The organism is Streptomyces sp. NPDC058326, assembly GCF_042879855.1.
Taxonomy (GTDB): Bacteria; Actinomycetota; Actinomycetes; order Streptomycetales; family Streptomycetaceae; genus Streptomyces.
In genome coordinates, this window is record NZ_JBHVZO010000017.1 from 64,791 (window position 1) to 80,001 (window position 15,211).

Annotated in this window: 12 protein-coding genes; 3 read left to right on the forward strand and 9 right to left on the reverse strand. The window is 71.4% G+C overall.

What is annotated here, in order from left to right; genetic code table 11:
• The first annotated feature begins 47 nt into the window (after positions 1 to 47).
• Entirely contained in the window at positions 48 to 251 is a 204-nt protein-coding gene (locus tag ACFVYX_RS27105) for a hypothetical protein (protein WP_389684116.1), read from the forward strand.
• Positions 252 to 395: 144 nt separating this feature from the next.
• On the opposite strand, the gene ACFVYX_RS27110 is transcribed toward ACFVYX_RS27105, so the two are convergent.
• Both ACFVYX_RS27110 and ACFVYX_RS27115 read right to left on the reverse strand, forming a co-directional pair.
• Positions 396 to 1,949 carry a PucR family transcriptional regulator gene (locus ACFVYX_RS27110; protein ID WP_389684117.1) on the reverse strand — a complete coding sequence of 518 codons (1,554 nt, stop codon included), beginning with the start codon at positions 1,947 to 1,949 and terminating at the stop codon, positions 396 to 398.
• 137 nt (positions 1,950 to 2,086) lie between these two features.
• On the reverse strand, positions 2,087 to 4,345 hold the full coding sequence (locus ACFVYX_RS27115; protein WP_389684118.1) for an ATP/GTP-binding protein: 2,259 nt from the start codon (positions 4,343 to 4,345) through the stop codon (positions 2,087 to 2,089).
• 548 nt (positions 4,346 to 4,893) lie between these two features.
• Between ACFVYX_RS27115 and gabT the strand changes: the two genes are divergently transcribed.
• Positions 4,894 to 6,228: a 4-aminobutyrate--2-oxoglutarate transaminase gene (gene gabT / locus ACFVYX_RS27120; protein ID WP_389684119.1), complete on the forward strand. Its 1,335-nt coding sequence runs from the start codon at positions 4,894 to 4,896 to the stop codon at positions 6,226 to 6,228.
• Between the two features lie 100 nt (positions 6,229 to 6,328).
• A complete protein-coding gene (locus ACFVYX_RS27125) occupies positions 6,329 to 7,063 on the forward strand; it encodes a phosphatase PAP2 family protein (protein ID WP_389684120.1) in 735 nt (244 codons plus the stop codon).
• Here ACFVYX_RS27125 and ACFVYX_RS27130 read toward each other — a convergent pair.
• The 7 genes from ACFVYX_RS27130 to ACFVYX_RS27160 form a co-directional block, all read right to left on the reverse strand.
• Positions 7,029 to 8,828 (reverse strand): chitinase, encoded by a 1,800-nt coding sequence (locus tag ACFVYX_RS27130; RefSeq protein ID WP_389684121.1) that lies wholly within the window; start codon positions 8,826 to 8,828, stop codon positions 7,029 to 7,031. The two genes, ACFVYX_RS27125 and ACFVYX_RS27130, sit on opposite strands and share 35 nt — an antisense overlap.
• Before the next feature lie 98 nt (positions 8,829 to 8,926).
• On the reverse strand, positions 8,927 to 9,403 hold the full coding sequence (locus ACFVYX_RS27135) for a hypothetical protein (RefSeq protein ID WP_389684122.1): 477 nt from the start codon (positions 9,401 to 9,403) through the stop codon (positions 8,927 to 8,929).
• A gap of 113 nt (positions 9,404 to 9,516) precedes the next feature.
• Positions 9,517 to 10,935: an NAD(P)/FAD-dependent oxidoreductase gene (locus ACFVYX_RS27140; protein ID WP_389684123.1), complete on the reverse strand. Its 1,419-nt coding sequence runs from the start codon at positions 10,933 to 10,935 to the stop codon at positions 9,517 to 9,519.
• A 37-nt stretch (positions 10,936 to 10,972) separates the two neighbouring features.
• Entirely contained in the window at positions 10,973 to 11,767 is a 795-nt protein-coding gene (locus ACFVYX_RS27145; protein ID WP_389684124.1) for an ABC transporter permease, read from the reverse strand.
• On the reverse strand, positions 11,767 to 12,699 hold the full coding sequence (locus ACFVYX_RS27150) for an ABC transporter permease (protein ID WP_389684125.1): 933 nt from the start codon (positions 12,697 to 12,699) through the stop codon (positions 11,767 to 11,769). Before ACFVYX_RS27150 ends, ACFVYX_RS27145 begins: the two co-directional genes overlap by 1 nt.
• Positions 12,696 to 13,883: an ABC transporter ATP-binding protein gene (locus tag ACFVYX_RS27155; RefSeq protein WP_389684126.1), complete on the reverse strand. Its 1,188-nt coding sequence runs from the start codon at positions 13,881 to 13,883 to the stop codon at positions 12,696 to 12,698. The genes ACFVYX_RS27150 and ACFVYX_RS27155 overlap by 4 nt, the downstream gene beginning before the upstream one ends.
• Before the next feature lie 44 nt (positions 13,884 to 13,927).
• Entirely contained in the window at positions 13,928 to 15,175 is a 1,248-nt protein-coding gene (locus ACFVYX_RS27160) for a spermidine/putrescine ABC transporter substrate-binding protein (protein ID WP_389684127.1), read from the reverse strand.
• Between the last annotated feature and the right edge of the window lie 36 nt (positions 15,176 to 15,211).

Consider the following 15,211-nt stretch of genomic DNA (forward strand, 5'->3'; position numbering starts at 1 on the left):
CAGGGGTGACAGGATGGCCGCGACCGCAACGAAGGAGGGGGAAGAACATGATCGTTCTCGCCTTGACGGGAGTCCTGGTGCTGGCCGTCGGAGGGTGCGTCTGCGTGGTGTGGGCGGCGAGGGGCGGCCCGCCCGTGGTCCGCGCGGTGGCCGCGGTGACGCTGGCGGCGGGGCAACTGGTGCGCGGCAGCGGGCGACGGAGTGGCGGGCGGGGCGGCGGGGACGGGGGCGGCGGGGACGGGGAGGGCTAGGGGCGCGAGAAGCGGCGTGTGTGGGCGGACGCGGGCCCGGGCGGAGGCCGGGCCCGGCCTCCGGTTACGCCCGGCTGGGCAGGCACGGCTAGGCGGGCACGGCGGGGCGGGCACGGCGGGCGGCGGTTCTCCGCCGCCCTCCCCCTACACCGTGCCCTCCCCCGTCGCCTTCAGGGCCAGCCACAGTTCCATCCGTACGTCCGGATCGTCCAGGGAGCGGCCGAGGATCTCCTCCACCCGCCGCATCCGGTAGCGCAGGGTGTGCCGGTGGACGCCCAGGTCCGCCGCCGCCGCGTCCCACTGACCGTGCCGGGAGAGCCAGGCCCGCAGGGAGGCGACCAGGTCGCCGCGGCCCGTGGCGTCGTGGTCCCTGAGCGCGCGGAGCATCCCGTCGGCGAACGCGCGTACGGCGTCGTCAGCGAGGAGCGGCAGGACCGAGCCCGCCGCGAGGTCCTCGTGCTCGACGAGCGCCTTCCCCCGCCTCCTGGCCACCGAGAGCGCCTGCTCGGCCTGCTTGTACGCCGCGGCGGCCACGATCGGTCCGGCCGGGGCCGACAGGCCGATGGCGACACCGGCCTCCTCGGCGTCCCGCTCCGCGTACCGCTCGCAGGCGGCGACGACCGCGCCGCCGTCCGCGGCGAGGACGACGAGCCGCTGCTCGCTCTCGGAAACGGCGAGCACCGCCTCGCCGGCGCGAGCGGCGGCCGCCTCCAGGGACTCGGCGAGCACCGGCAGGGGCGGTTCGCCGGCCGGTTCGCCCCCGGCGGGCTCCGCGACGATCAGCCGGAAGGGGGCGTCGAGCAGCCCGCCGTACACGTCACCGGCCACCGCGCGCGCGTGGTCGGGCTGACCCGCGAGCAACATCCGGAGGACCGCCGCGCCCAGTCGCTGTTCGGCGGCCTGGAGAGAACGGGAGCGTTCCGTCGTGAGGGTGAGGAGGGCGATCGCCGAGTGCACCGCGTACCGCTCGGCCGTCCCGAGGGGTGCGCCCGTGCCGACCGCGAGGGCGCCCCGCACCCGCCGGCCGGTCCCCAGCGACTGGAGCTCGACGCGGTCGTCCGTACCACCGACCACCGCGCTCGCGGGCGCCGGCCTGTCGCGCAGCCGCTCCACGTCGGGGGTGAGCCGGGCGGCCCTGCGCGCCGCCCAGTCCGGCGAGACGGCGACGACCGTGCCGGAGGTGTCGTAGAGCGCGGCCCAGCCGTCGACGTGCGCGGCGAGCCGGGCGACGACGGCCTCGGGACCCTCGGCGAGCGCCGCCCTGGTCAGCTCGCGCTGGGCCTCGAAGCCGGCCGTGACGGCCCGGTACTGGTCGGCGGAGATGGCCGCCGACACCGCCTTGCTGATGGCGAGGAAGGGGGTGCGGCGGGGCACTTCGAGGAGCGGCAGATGCTCCTCGCGGGCCGCTTCGAGCAACGCCGGCGGGATCTCCTCGTAGTTGACGCCGACGGCGAAGCCGAGCCCGACGACCCCCGCGCCGAGCAGCCGCCGCGCGTAGCGGCGCATCGCCTCCAGGTCCTCCGCGTCGAGCGTGAGCGCGGTGGTGAGGAGGAGTTCACCGCCCTCCATGTACGGGACGGGGTCGGCGAGCTCGCTGACGTGCGCCCAGCGGACGGGGGTGTCGAGGCGGTCCTCACCGGCGCGGACGACGAGCTTCAGGGAGGAGTGCTGGACGAGCGAGGCGAGGGTGGGCGGCATTGGGGACCGTCGGACCTTTGAGCGAGGGGGCGCCGCTCAGCCGAGCGGCGTCCCCGATTGTGCCAGGGCCGATGGATGCCCGCTCCGCCGCGCGAGCCGACCGGAGGCAGACCGCCGCCTCGGTGACCCGCGGCCGCTCAGCCGCGCAGGTCGACGAGCAGGGGCGGCGCGTGTTCTCCACGCACATGGGTGAGGGAGACGACGGCGTGCCCCGGCGGTACGGCGTGTGCGAGGTCGGAGGGCGACCACCGCTGCCGCTCCGTCTCGCGCACGGTGACGGCCTCAGTGGTCACGGCCTTGCCGGTCACCAACTTGCGCAGGGCGTGGAAGGCCCGGGTCATCGGTTGATCGGCGAAGACGGTGTGATGGGCCACCTCCGTGGTCTCGACCCGTTCGGTACCCCACGCCTCGGCGAAGGCGCGACCGTCCCAGGTGGGCAGTCCGGCGAACGCCATCCGGCAGCCGACCCCCGCGAGGAGCGGCCCGTGGAGGGCCTCGGGCACCTCGGCGAGGGTACGGACGGCGAACACGACCGCCGCCTTCTGGGCACGCAGCCGCTGGAGCGCCCGGACCGTCCCGTGCGTCAGTGCGCTCGCCGCGTCGTCGAGCACCAGGAAGGCGACGTGGCCGCGCCCGGTACGGTCCCGGGTGACGGACTGGAACTGGGCCAGGAGCAGCCGGTTCAGGAGCCGGGCGGCCTCCTCGTGGCCGCCCTCCGGCAGGCTGATCCGCACCCGCATCGGGTGCTGGGCCACGGCTGCCAGGGAGAAGGGGCGGCTGTCGCGGCCGCCGCCGAAGAAGTCCGCGAAGACGGGCCGGTCGAGAGCGGCCAGCCGGTCGGCGAGCACCGGTCCCAGGTCGGTCGCGGCGCCGACCTGGCGGATCCGGGAGTCCAGCTCGCGACGCATGGCCTGCGCGCTGTCGGCCGGCAGCAGGTCCAGCAGGTCCCGGAGGCTCTCCGCACGGGCTTCGAGCAGCTCCCGCAGGACCGGAACAGTCGGAAAGCATCCGTACGCCGTCCGGTAAGGGCCGATGAGCTGGGCGAGGACGGTGGCGGCGCGCCGGGTCTCCACACCGTCCAGGTCACCGACGAGCCCCTCGGCGAGGAAGCCGGCGGCCTCGTCCGGGTCGGTGGCCCCGGCGTACAGGTCGAGGTCGAAGCGGGAGGCGGGGTCGCCGAGCCGGACGACGACGTCGTACGCCTCGTCGGCACCCAGGGGTGCCGAGGCCGCTCCGACGGCGACGACTGCGCAGGTGCCCGTGAGCGCCTGCAGGGTGAGTGCTTCGACGACGGGCGCGATGAGGGCGCGGGTCTTCCCGGCGCCGGAAGGGCCGACCGCGAGGAGGGAGGTTCCGAGAAGTCCGGGGTCGAGTGCGAGACCGGCGCCGTGGTAGGCGTGCGGTGTGCGCTCGGCGGGCACGTACCGGCCGATCCGGACCTGGTCGAGGAGCAGGTCGTGCATGAAGGAGCGGTGGGGCAGGTCGCGGTCGCCCGACGGGTGGGCGCCGGCGGCGGCGCCCTGCTCGATCAGGCTTCTGACGACGGCGACGCGGCGGTCGGCGTCCCGTTCGCTGTCCCGCCAGGCCCGGCGGACACGGGCGCAGTCGACGTCGTTCATCCGGCCCGTGACCAGTTCGCCGACGAGCCGCTCGGCCGCGCGGTGCTGACCGGCTTCCCGCAGCTCGGGCCACTGGGAGCGGGGGACACCCGGGGCGGCGGGAGCCGGGACAGTGGCGCCGGCGGCAGAGCGGGCGCGCCAGGCGCGGTAGAGGCTCGCCCATGCTCCGACGCGGGCGAAGGGCCATACGACGATCGCGGTGACGAGCGCGTACAGCGGATATACCAGGAGCGGGGCCTCGAGAACGTCGTAGCCGCCTCCGACGAGGGAGACGAGGGAGAGAACGGGCGAGGCCACGGGCAGCGGGTCCCAGACGAGCCCGAAGGCCTCGGGCCAGACGAACGACAGGGCGATCAGGGCTCCGGCGCCCGCGAGCGCGGCGCGGACGGGTGCGCGGAACCGGCCGAGATAATGGCGGACGATCCTGCCCCAGGCGCCGAGCGCGGCGATCGCGCAGACGAGCCCGACGAAGACGACACCGCCGAAGACGTCGTGCGCCGCGGCCCCGTGCCAGTCCCGTGGCGCGGTGGTGCCGTGGTACCACCAGTCGCCCGGGGTCAGGGTCTGGAGCACCGCGTACATGTACGGGAGCGTCCCGCGCCGGTAGGCCGACCAGATGAGCAGGCCGACGGCCACCGGGATCAGCATCCCGGCGACGGTGGCGGGGGCCAGTCGCACGGGCGCGCCGGGCGGCGGCGGGACGTGCCGGAACCGCCAGATGCCGAGACCGGCCGTAGGGCGCGGGGCGTCGAGCCACTCGACAACGGGGTGTCGCACCCCGGCGGCGCCGGTCGGCCGAGGCAGGTCGGTCGGGGCCGGTGCCGGGGTAGGTGCGGAGGCTGCCGGATCCGGGTTGTGCGTGGGTGCGCCGGGGGCCGGGCTGTGGGTGGGGACGGGTGGGAGCCCCGCCCCCTGCGGAACGGAGGGCGGTGAAACGTTCGGCGGCCCCGTTGGGCGGCGAACCGGCGGGACCGGGGGCGCCGGCGGGAAGCCCCTCGAGGGGGGTGGTGCCGCGCCGCCGAACGTGTCGCGTGACTCGTACGTGCCGTCGGTCTCCATGAACCCCTGCCCCCTGACCAGCCAGGTCGCCGTCTCTGTGCCACCGTCAATCTAGTGGCCCCGGGGCGCCCCGGAGGGGTTTCGACCAGCCGTGTGGCCGGGCGACGCCGCGGCGGCCCCGGGGCGCCGAAACGGGGGTGCTCTGTCCAACGCGGACAACGACACGCCGCCACCACTCCCGATCGGCGCATGCCTCCGGCCCTCCGCCCCGCCTAGCCTGCGGAGGAAACCCGCAAGTGCGTCCAGAACACCCCCAGGAGCCCCGCATGAACGCTGTCCCGCAGGAGCGGCGCGTCGTCACCGCCATCCCCGGTCCGAAGTCGCTGGAGCTTCAGGCCCGCCGTCTCGACACGGTCGCCGGCGGCGTCGGCTCGACGCTTCCCGTCTTCACCAAGCGGGCCGGCGGCGGCATCATCGAGGACGTCGACGGCAACCGTCTGATCGACTTCGGCTCCGGCATCGCCGTGACCTCGGTCGGCGCCTCCGCCGAGGCCGTCGTGCGCCGCGCCTCCGCGCAGCTCCAGGACTTCACCCACACCTGTTTCATGGTGACGCCGTACGAGGGTTACGTGGAAGTCTGCGAGGCCCTCGCCGAGCTGACCCCGGGTGACCACGCCAAGAAGTCCGCGCTGTTCAACTCGGGCGCCGAGGCCGTCGAGAACGCGGTCAAGATCGCCCGTTCGTACACCAAGCGCCAGGCCGTCGTCGTCTTCGACCACGGCTACCACGGCCGTACGAACCTCACGATGGCGCTGACCTCGAAGAACATGCCGTACAAGCAGGGCTTCGGTCCGTTCGCGCCCGAGGTCTACCGTGTGCCGGTGGCGTACGGCTACCGCTGGCCCACCGGTGCCGAGAACTGCGGTCCCGAGGCCGCCGCCCAGGCGATCGACCAGATCAGCAAGCAGATCGGTGCCGACAACGTCGCCGCGATCATCATCGAGCCGGTCCTCGGTGAGGGTGGCTTCATCGAGCCGGCCAAGGGCTTCCTGCCGGCGATCGTGAAGTTCGCCAACGACAACGGCATCGTCTTCGTCGCCGACGAGATCCAGTCCGGCTTCTGCCGTACCGGCCAGTGGTTCGCGTGCGAGGACGAGGGCATCGTCCCGGACCTCATCACCACCGCCAAGGGCATCGCGGGCGGTCTGCCGCTCGCCGCCGTGACGGGCCGCGCCGAGATCATGGACTCCGTCCACGGCGGCGGTCTCGGCGGCACCTACGGCGGCAACCCGGTGGCGTGTGCCGGTGCGCTCGGCTCCATCGAGACGATGAAGGAGCTCGACCTCAACGCCAAGGCGAAGAACATCGAGTCCGTCATGAAGACCCGCCTGGCCGCGATGGCCGAGAAGTTCGACGCCATCGGTGACATCCGTGGCCGCGGCGCCATGATCGCCATCGAGCTCGTCAAGGACCGCGCGACCAAGGAGCCGAACCCGGAGGCCGCCGGCGCCCTGGCGAAGGCCTGCCACGCCGAAGGCGTGCTGGTCCTGACCTGTGGCACCTACGGCAACGTGCTGCGCTTCCTGCCGCCGCTGGTCATCGGCGAGGACCTGCTGAACGAGGGCCTCGACGTCATCGAGAACGCGTTCGCCCAGATCTGACGCCCCGTGAGGGTCGCGGTGTGAAGACTCTGTGGGGGGCCGATGGCGGGATGCGTTTCCCGCTGTCGGTCCCCTCTTCTCTGCCGTACGGTTTCTGCAGATGAGAGAAACACCCCGGGCGGAGCCTCCCCAGCCCCGCCCACACCGTGCCGTCGCGCACACCACTGGAGCCTCGTGCTCCGGAACTCCTCACCGATCGGATGGCCGCCCGCCCCACACCCCCCGGGGCGTGCGGCAGCCCGATCCCCTCGGCCGCCCTGGAACCACCCCCCCTGTTCCAGGGCGGCCGGCTCTCTTCTCGGCGCTCGTCGCCCTCGCCGTCGTGACCTGGCAGGTGCTCGTCCACGGCCCCTTGGCCAGGCTCGACGAGCGGGTGTCCCGGGCCCTGGTGGACACGGTCCCCCGGCCCCTCTCCGAACTCGGCGCCGACCTCGGCAACATGACCGTCGCCCTCCCCGTCCTCGCCTGCGCGATGGCGTACGCGGTGTGGCGCGGCCGACGGATCGCCGCCCTGTACGCGGGGCTCGCCATGGCCCTCGTACCGCTCCTGGTGATTCCGCTGAAGGAGTGGACGGCCCGCCCCGGCCCCCTTGAGCCGTGGGCGCAGGGCTACTACCCCTCGGGGCACACGGCGACGGCCGCGGTCGCCTACTTCGGCGCGGCCTTCCTCGTCTCGAACCGCCTGGTCCCCGTCGCCGCCGTACTGACGGCGGTGACGGGGACCGGACTGATCCTGCGGGGCTACCACTGGCCGCTGGACGTGCTTGCCAGCCTCTGCCTCTCGTCGCTGGTCCTGGCCGTCAGCTCCATGTGTACGCGTCGAAGTTCCGGCTGAACTCCCAGGCGTTGTAGCGGTCCCAGTTGATCGACCAGGTCATCAGGCCGCGCAGGGCGGGCCAGGTGCCGTGGGTCCGGTACGTGCCGCAGTCGACCTTCTTCGTCAGGCAGTCCAGCGCCTTGTTCACCTCGGCGGGGCTCGTGTGGCCGTTGCCCGCCTGGGTGGAGGCGGGGAGGCCGATCGCGACCTGGTCGGCGCGGAGGGCCGGGAAGAAGCGGTCCGTGTTGCCGGCGACGGGGAAGCCGGTGAGGAGCATGTCGGTCATGGCGATGTGGAAGTCGGCGCCGCCCATGGAGTGGTACTGGTTGTCGAGGCCCATGATGGAGCCCGAGTTGTAGTCCTGGACGTGGAGCAGGGTGAGGTCGTCGCGCAGGGCGTGGATGACCGGCAGGTAGGCGCCGGCGCGCGGGTCCTGGCCGCCCCAGGGGCCGGAGCCGTAGTACTGGTATCCGAGCTGGACGAAGAAGGTCTCCGGAGCCATCGTCAGGACGAAGTCGGAGCCGTACTTCGCCTTGAGGGTCTTCAGCGCCGAGATCAGGTTGACGATGACCGGTGAGGTCGGGTTGCGGAAGTCCGTGTCGCCGGTCTGCAGCGACAGGGAGTGGCCCTCGAAGTCGATGTCGAGGCCGTCGAGGCCGTACTCGTCGATGATCTTCGAGACGGAGGAGACGAAGGTGTCGCGGGCGGCGGTGGTGGAGAGCTGGACCTGCCCGTTCTGGCCGCCGATGGAGATGAGGACCTTCTTGCCGACGGCCTGCTTCGCCTTGATCGCCGCCTTGAAGTCCGCGAGGGACTCGACGTTCGGGCACTCCGTCGCCGGGCAGAGGCTGAAGCGGATGTCGCCGGAGGTCACCGAGGTCGGTTCGCCGAAGGCGAGGTTGATGACGTCCCAGGAGGCGGGGACGTCGGCCATCCGGGTGTAGCCGGAGCCGTTGGCGAAGCTGGAGTGGAGGTAGCCGACGAGGGCGTGCGCGGGGAGGCCCGGGTTGCCGCCGCCATCGCTGGTCGTCGTCGCCGTCACGGCGGCCGACTTCGGGGACTCGCCCGCGCTGTTCGCCGCGGAGACCTGGAAGGTGTGGGACGTGGCAGGGGCGAGGCCGGTGGCGGTGTACGAGGTGCCGGTCACGGTCGTGAGGAGTGCGCCGCCCTTGTAGACCTTGTACGAGGTGGCTCCCGGGACCGCGGCCCAGGTCAGCGGTACGGAGGTGGAGGTCGGGGAGCCCGCGGCGAGGCCGGTGGGGGTGGCGGGGAGCTGCACGGGGTCGCCGCCGGGGCCGTACAGGGAGAGGTCGTCGGCCTGGTAGGCGGGGGTGCCGTACCAGCCGTGGGTGTAGATCGTGACGGAGGTGGTGGAGGCGCCCGTGGTGAAACCGGTGCTGAGCTTCTGCCAGTCGGGGGCGGAGCCCGTCCAGGTGGAGACGTCGGTGGTGCCGGTGCCGGTGGCGCCGAGGTAGACGTAGCTGCCCCGCACCCAGCCGCTGAGCGTGTACGTGGAGTTGGGCTTGACGGTCACGGTCTGGGAGCAGCGGGCGTTGTCGCTCCCGGCGGGGGTGGCCTGGAGCGCCTTCGTACCGCTGCGCACAGGCGAGGAGACGGTGGCGCCGCTGCCGGCCGTGCAGGTCCAGCCGTCGAGGCCGGCCTCGAAGCCGCCGTTGCGGGCGAGTTCGGTGTCGGCGGCCCGGGCCGCGGGGGTGAGCGCGGTGAGTCCGCCGACGGCGAGGGCGCCCGCGAGGAGCAGGGTGAGAGGTCTGGCGCGTTCCACAACTGCCTCCGGGGGCGGGGGAATCGAGGTGCGAGCGCGCCACAGCATGGTCCAGACCAATCAAGTGGTCAAGACCTCTGCGCGAACCTCGCCTCCACTCAGCCCCCGTCGGCTCCCCGCTCCCTGGCGAGTCGCCCGGCCGCCTCGTGCATCGCCAGTTCGAGGAGGGCCGCGTCGGTGAGGGTTCCCGTCCCGTCGGGGGCGACCAGCCAGCGGGCCGCGCCGGCCCTCCGCCCCGGGTACGGGACCACGATCCAGGTCCCGGCACCCGCCCCGCGCACTCCGGTGCCGAGCCAGCGGGTGGCGGTGCCGGGCGGGACGAAGAAGCCGACGCGGGCGTCGCCGAAGTCGGCCAGTACCGGGCCCGGCCGGTCGACCAGGCGGATCAGTACGTCGAGCGTGGGGCAGCCGAGCTCCGCCGGCAGGATCAGGACGTCCCAGCGCCTGCCGGCGGGCAGCAGCGCGACCCCGTGCGGATTGCGCTCCCACTCCCACCGGCAGGCGTCGGGATCGGGCGCGACCGAGACCAGCCACTCCACCGCGCTCCTGGCGCCCGAGGTCCCCGTACCAGCCATCACAACGGTCTCCTTCCGTAGGACACGATGTCCGTACGGAGAGAGCGCGGACGGCGCCTGCTCTTACGCGGTTTCAGCTACCCGCCAATTGTGACCTGCATCACATTGGCGGTTCAGCTGTCGAAGCCGAGGCCCATCCGATCCATGGCCTTCAGCCACAGGTTGCGCCGCCCACCGCGCTCGTCGGCACGCGCCATCGACCACTTGGTGATGCCGATGCCGGCCCAGGCGATCGGCTCGGGCGGGAACGGCAGGGGCTTGGAGCGGACCATCTCCAGGTCGGTGCGCTCGGTGCGCTCCCCCGCGAGCAGGTCGAGCATCACGTCCCCGCCGAAGCGGGTGGCGCCGACGCCGAGGCCGGTGAACCCGGCCGCGTACGCCACCTTGCCCTGGTACGCCGTACCGAAGAAGGCCGAGAAGCGGGAGCAGGTGTCGATCGCGCCGCCCCAGGCGTGACTGAAGCGCAGGCCCTCCAGCTGCGGGAAGCAGCGGAAGAAGTGCTCGGCGAGCTTGAGGTAGGTCTCCGGGCGGTGGTCCATCTCGGCGTTCAGCCTGCCGCCGAAGGGATAGACCGCGTCGTAGCCGCCCCAGAGGATCCGGTGGTCGGCGGTGATCCGGAAGTAGTGGAACTGGTTGGCGGAGTCGCCGAGTCCCTGCCGGTTCTTCCAGCCGACGGAGGAGAGCTGCTCGGGGCTGAGCGGCTCGGTCATCAGGGCGTAGTCGTAGACCGGCACGGTGTACGGGCGGACCCGCTTGACCAGCGAGGGGAAGACGTTGGTGCCGAGGGCGACCCGGCGGGCGACGACCCGGCCGTACGGGGTGCGGACGCCCATGCCGGCGCCGACGGAGACGAGTTCCAGCCCGGGGGTGTTCTCGAAGATCCGTACACCCAGGTCGAGGCAGACCCGCTTGAGGCCCCAGGCCAGCTTGGCCGGGTTCAGCATGGCGACGCCCCGGCGGTCCCAGAGGCCGCCGAGGAAGGTCGGGGAGTCGACCTCGGCGCGGACGGCGTCCCGGTCGAGGAGTTCGATGCCGTCGGCGAGCCCGAGCCGGTCGATCTCCTCGTACATCCCGGTCAGTTCCTCGACCTGGTACGGCTCGGTGGCGACGTCGATCTCGCCGGTGCGCTCGAAGTCGCAGTCGAGGGAGTAGCGGGCGACCGCCTCCTCGATGGCGTCGAGGTTGCGCTCGCCGAGCTCCTCGAGCTTCGGCAGCTCGCCCGGCCAGCGGGCGAGCCCGTTGCCGAAGCCGTGCGTGAGGGAGGCGGCGCAGAAGCCTCCGTTGCGGCCCGAGGCGGCCCAGCCCACCTCGCGGCCTTCGATCAGTACGACATCCCGGGCGGGGTCGCGCTCCTTGGCGAGGAGCGCGGTCCACAGTCCGCTGTAACCGCCACCGACGACGAGGAGATCGCACTTCTCCGTGCCGGTGAGGGCGGGCAGGGTGCCCGGCTTGCCCGGGTCTTCCAGCCAGAAGGGGACGGGCTGGGCGTCGGAGAGAGATCGTGCAGCGAGACGCATGGCGACTGGGGCCATGGTTTCCAACTCCTTCGGTGCCTGAGCTGCCTTTTGCTCAGGCCGTTGCTGTTTTCTTGCGCCGGTTCGTGATGATCTGGCCGGCCATGACCATCAGTACCGCGAGGACGAACATCGCGGTGCCGATGACGTTGATCTGAACGGGCGTTCCGCGCTGCGCCGAGCCCCAGACGAACATGGGGAAGGTGACGGTGGAGCCCGCGTTGAAGTTGGTGATGATGAAGTCGTCGAATGAGAGCGCGAAGGCGAGCAGCGCGCCGGCGGCGATGCCGGGTGCGGCGATCGGCAGGGTCACGCGCAGGAAGGTCTGCGTGGGCCCGGCGTAGAGGTCGCGCGCCGCCTCTTCCAGGCGCGGGTCCATGGACATGATCCTGGCCTTGACCGCCGTCACGACGAACGAGAGACAGAACATGATGTGGGCGATGAGGACCGTCCAGAAGCCCAGCTCGATCCCCATGTTCAGGAAGAGGGTGAGCAGCGAGGCGGCCATGACGACCTCGGGCATCGCCATCGGCAGGAAGATCAGCGAATTGATCGCGCCGCGCGCCCGGAAGCGGTAGCGGACCAGGGCGAAGGCGATCATCGTGCCGAGGACGACCGCGCCGACCGTCGCCCAGGCGGCGAGCTGGAGCGAGAGCGACAGCGACTCGCACAGGTCGGCGACGCCGCAGGGGTCCTTCCAGGCGTCGAGCGAGAACTCCTGCCAGGAGTAGTTGAAGCGTCCCTTCGGCTTGTTGAAGGAGAACGCCATCACCACGAGGTTCGGCAGGATCATGTACGCGAGCGTCAGCAGGCCCGCGATGACGACGAGGTTGCGTCGTATCCAGCGCATCAGACCAGATCCTCCGTTCCCGCTCGGCGGATGTAGACGGTGACCATGGCAAGCACGACCGCCATGAGGATGAAGGAGAGCGCGGCGGCCGTCGGGTAGTCGAGGACCCGCAGGAACTGCGACTGGATGACGTTGCCGACCATCTTGGTGTCGGTGGAGCCGAGGAGTTCGGCGTTGACGTAGTCGCCGCTCGCCGGGATGAAGGTGAGCAGGGTGCCGGAGACGACGCCGGGCATCGACAGCGGGAAGGTCACCTTGCGGAAGGTGGTCGCCGGGGAGGCGTACAGGTCCTGCGCGGCCTCGTGCAGCCGTCCGTCGATCCGCTCCAGGGAGGTGTAGAGGGGCAGGATCATGAAGGGCAGGAAGTTGTAGGTGAGACCGGCGACGACGGCCATCGGGGTGGCGAGGACGCGGTCGCCCTCGGTCCAGCCGATCCAGCTGGTCACGTCGAGGACGTGGAGGGCGTTCAGTACGTCCACGACGACGCTGTCGTCCGCGAGGATCGTCTTCCAGGCCAGGGTCCGGATGAGGAAGCTGGTGAAGAAGGGCGCGATGACGAGGACGAGGAGCAGGTTGCGCCAGCGGCCGGCCTTGAAGGCGATCAGATACGCCAGCGGGTAGCCGAGCAGCAGGCAGAGCAGGGTCGCGGTCCCGGCGTACAGCAGGGAGCGGACGAACTGCGGCCAGTACTCCTTGAAGGCGTCCCAGTAGGTCTGGAAGTGCCAGGTGACCTCGAAGCCCTTCTCCAGGGAGCCGGTCTGCACCGAGGTCGAGGCCTGGTAGACGAGCGGCAGCGCGAAGAAGACGAGCAGCCAGATGATGCCGGGGAGCAGCAGCCAGTAGGGGACGAGCCGCTTGCGGGCGGAGGGCTTGCGCAGAATCGGTTCGTCGACCGATTCGGGAGCCTCCTTCGCCACGGTGGAAGCACTCATCCGGCGTCCTCCACCGTCTCCACGCCCGCGGAGCCCACTGTCCCGGCAAGCAGGGACTGGGCCGCGTCGAGACCGAAGGTGTGCGCCGGATTCCAGTGCAGGACCACCTCGGCGCCCGGGAGGAGACCCGCGCGCCTCTCGACGTTCTGCTCGTACACCTGGAGTTCGGCCCCCGCCGGGCTGTTCACCACGTACTGCGTGGAGACCCCGATGAACGAGGAGTCGACGATGCGGCCGGTGACCCGGTTGCGGCCGTCGGCGATCTGTCCCGCGTCGTCGGCGTGCGCGAGCGAGATCTTCTCGGGCCGGACGCCCACGAGCACCTTGCCGCCCTGGCGGACGGCGGAGGTACAGCGGTCGCCGGGGACGCGGAGCGTGCCGCCGCCCGCCGTCACCACCACGTCGGCGCCGGTCGCGACGACCTCGGCCTCGATGAGGTTCGAGGTGCCGAGGAAGTTCGCGACGAAGGTGGTCTGCGGGTTCTCGTACAGGTCGGCGGGGGCTCCGAGCTGCTCGACCCGGCCGCCGTTCATCACCGCGACCTGGTCGGCCATCGTCATGGCCTCCTCCTGATCGTGGGTGACGTGCACGAAGGTGATGCCGACCTCGGTCTGGATCCGCTTGAGCTCCAGCTGCATCTGTCGGCGCAGTTTGAGGTCGAGGGCGCCGAGCGGCTCGTCGAGGAGCAGCACCTGCGGGTGGTTGATGAGCGCGCGGGCCACGGCGACGCGCTGCTGCTGGCCGCCGGAGAGCTGGTGCGGCTTGTGCCGGGCCTTGTCGCCGAGCTGGACGAGCTCCAGCATGTCGTCGACCTGCTTCTTCACCGACTTGATGCCGCGCCGGCGCAGCCCGAAGGCGATGTTCTCGGTGATGTCCATGTGCGGGAAGAGCGCGTAGGACTGGAAGACGGTGTTGACCGGCCGCTTGTACGGCGGGAGGTCGGTGACGTCCGTGTCGCCGAGGAAGACGGTGCCGGTGCTGGGGTCCTCCAGGCCGGCGATCATGCGCAGCGTGGTGGTCTTGCCGCAGCCGGAGGCGCCGAGGAGGGCGAAGAAGGAGCCCTGCGGGACGGTGAGGTCGAGCGGGTGGACGGCGGTGAAGGAGCCGTACGTCTTGCTGATCCCGGTGAGACGGACGTCGCCGCCGCCCGTGTTCTTTCCAGTGTGAGCAGTCTTGTCAGTCATGGGTTCTGATCCCAGGGGAGTGAGAGAGGTGGACGAAGGGGGCCTCAGGCGCCGATGAGCTTGGCGAACTTCTCCTCGTACGCCGTCTCCTCCGCGCTGGTGAGCGAGCGGAAGGCGTGCGACTTCTTGGCCATGGCCTTGTCCGGGAGGATCAGCGTGTTGTTCGCGAGCTCCGGGTCGATCTTGGCGAGTTCGTCCTTCACCCCGTCGACGGGACAGACGTAGTTGATGTACGCGGCGAGCTGGGCGGCGACGGGAAGCTCGTAGTAGTAGTCGATGAGCTTCTCGGCGTTCGTCTTGTGCCGGGCCTGGGCGGGGACGAGCAGGTTGTCGCTCGAGGTGATGTAACCGGCGGACGGGATGGCGAACTTGATGTCCGGGTTGTCCACCTGGAGCTGGATGATGTCTCCGGCCCAGGCGAGGCAGGCCGCGATGTCGCCCTTGTCGAGGTCCGAGGTGTAGTCGTTGCCGGTGAAGCGGCGGATCTGGTTCTTGTCGACGCCCTTCTGGAGGCGTCCGATCGCCGCGTCGTAGTCGGCGTCGGTGAAGTTCCCCGGGTCCTTGCCCATGTCGAGCAGGGTCATGCCGACGGAGTCGCGCATCTCGGTGAGGAAACCGACGCGGCCCTTGAGGGCGGGGTCGTCCAGGAGCTGGGTGACCGAGTCGACCTTCTTCCCGCCGGTCGCCTTCGCGTTGTACGCGATGACGGTGGAGATGCCGGTCCACGGGTACGAGTAGGACCGGCCCGGGTCCCAGTCGGGGCGGCGGAACTGGCTGGAGAGGTTCGCGTACGCGTTGGGGAGGTTGGCCGGGTCGAGCTTCTGCGCCCAGCCGAGCCGGATCATGCGGGCGGCGAGCCAGTCGGTGACGCATATCAGGTCACGGCCGGTGTCCTGGCCGGCCGCGAGCTGCGGCTTGATCTTGCCGAAGAACTCGACGTTGTCGTTGATGTCCTCGGTGTACTTGATCGTGATCCCGGTGCGTTTCGTGAACGCCTCCAGGGTGGGGCGGGTCTTCTCGTCCTCGCTGACGTCCATGTACTCGGTCCAGTTGGAGAAGGCGATGCTCTTCTCCTTGGCCGAGTCGTCGATCGAGGCGGTGCCCTGGCCCTCCCGCTTGGCCGGCGGGATGCCGCAGGCGGTCAGACCGGCGAGGCCGCCGACCGTGAGCGCTCCGACGCCGCCCGCGCGCAGCACCGAACGGCGGGTGAGGGCGCCGCGGCCGCTCGTCATGCTGCGCCGTATCGCCGCCAGCTGCGCGGCGGACAGGCTTTCGGGCTCGTACTGCTCCATGCGCTGTGCCCTTTCGGGATGGTTCGCCGCTGGTCG

Excerpts from the sequence above, each read along its gene's own strand:
- ACFVYX_RS27105 (WP_389684116.1), top strand. The coding sequence starts at position 48 with ATGATCGTTCTCGCCTTGACGGGAGTCCTGGTGCTGGCCGTCGGAGGG.
- ACFVYX_RS27110 (WP_389684117.1), bottom strand. The coding sequence starts at position 1,949 with ATGCCGCCCACCCTCGCCTCGCTCGTCCAGCACTCCTCCCTGAAGCTC.
- gabT (WP_389684119.1), top strand. The coding sequence starts at position 4,894 with ATGAACGCTGTCCCGCAGGAGCGGCGCGTCGTCACCGCCATCCCCGGT.
- ACFVYX_RS27125 (WP_389684120.1), top strand. The coding sequence starts at position 6,329 with ATGAGAGAAACACCCCGGGCGGAGCCTCCCCAGCCCCGCCCACACCGT.
- ACFVYX_RS27135 (WP_389684122.1), bottom strand. The coding sequence starts at position 9,403 with ATGGCTGGTACGGGGACCTCGGGCGCCAGGAGCGCGGTGGAGTGGCTG.
- ACFVYX_RS27140 (WP_389684123.1), bottom strand. The coding sequence starts at position 10,935 with ATGGCCCCAGTCGCCATGCGTCTCGCTGCACGATCTCTCTCCGACGCC.
- ACFVYX_RS27145 (WP_389684124.1), bottom strand. The coding sequence starts at position 11,767 with ATGCGCTGGATACGACGCAACCTCGTCGTCATCGCGGGCCTGCTGACG.
- ACFVYX_RS27150 (WP_389684125.1), bottom strand. The coding sequence starts at position 12,699 with ATGAGTGCTTCCACCGTGGCGAAGGAGGCTCCCGAATCGGTCGACGAA.
- ACFVYX_RS27155 (WP_389684126.1), bottom strand. The coding sequence starts at position 13,883 with ATGACTGACAAGACTGCTCACACTGGAAAGAACACGGGCGGCGGCGAC.
- ACFVYX_RS27160 (WP_389684127.1), bottom strand. The coding sequence starts at position 15,175 with ATGGAGCAGTACGAGCCCGAAAGCCTGTCCGCCGCGCAGCTGGCGGCG.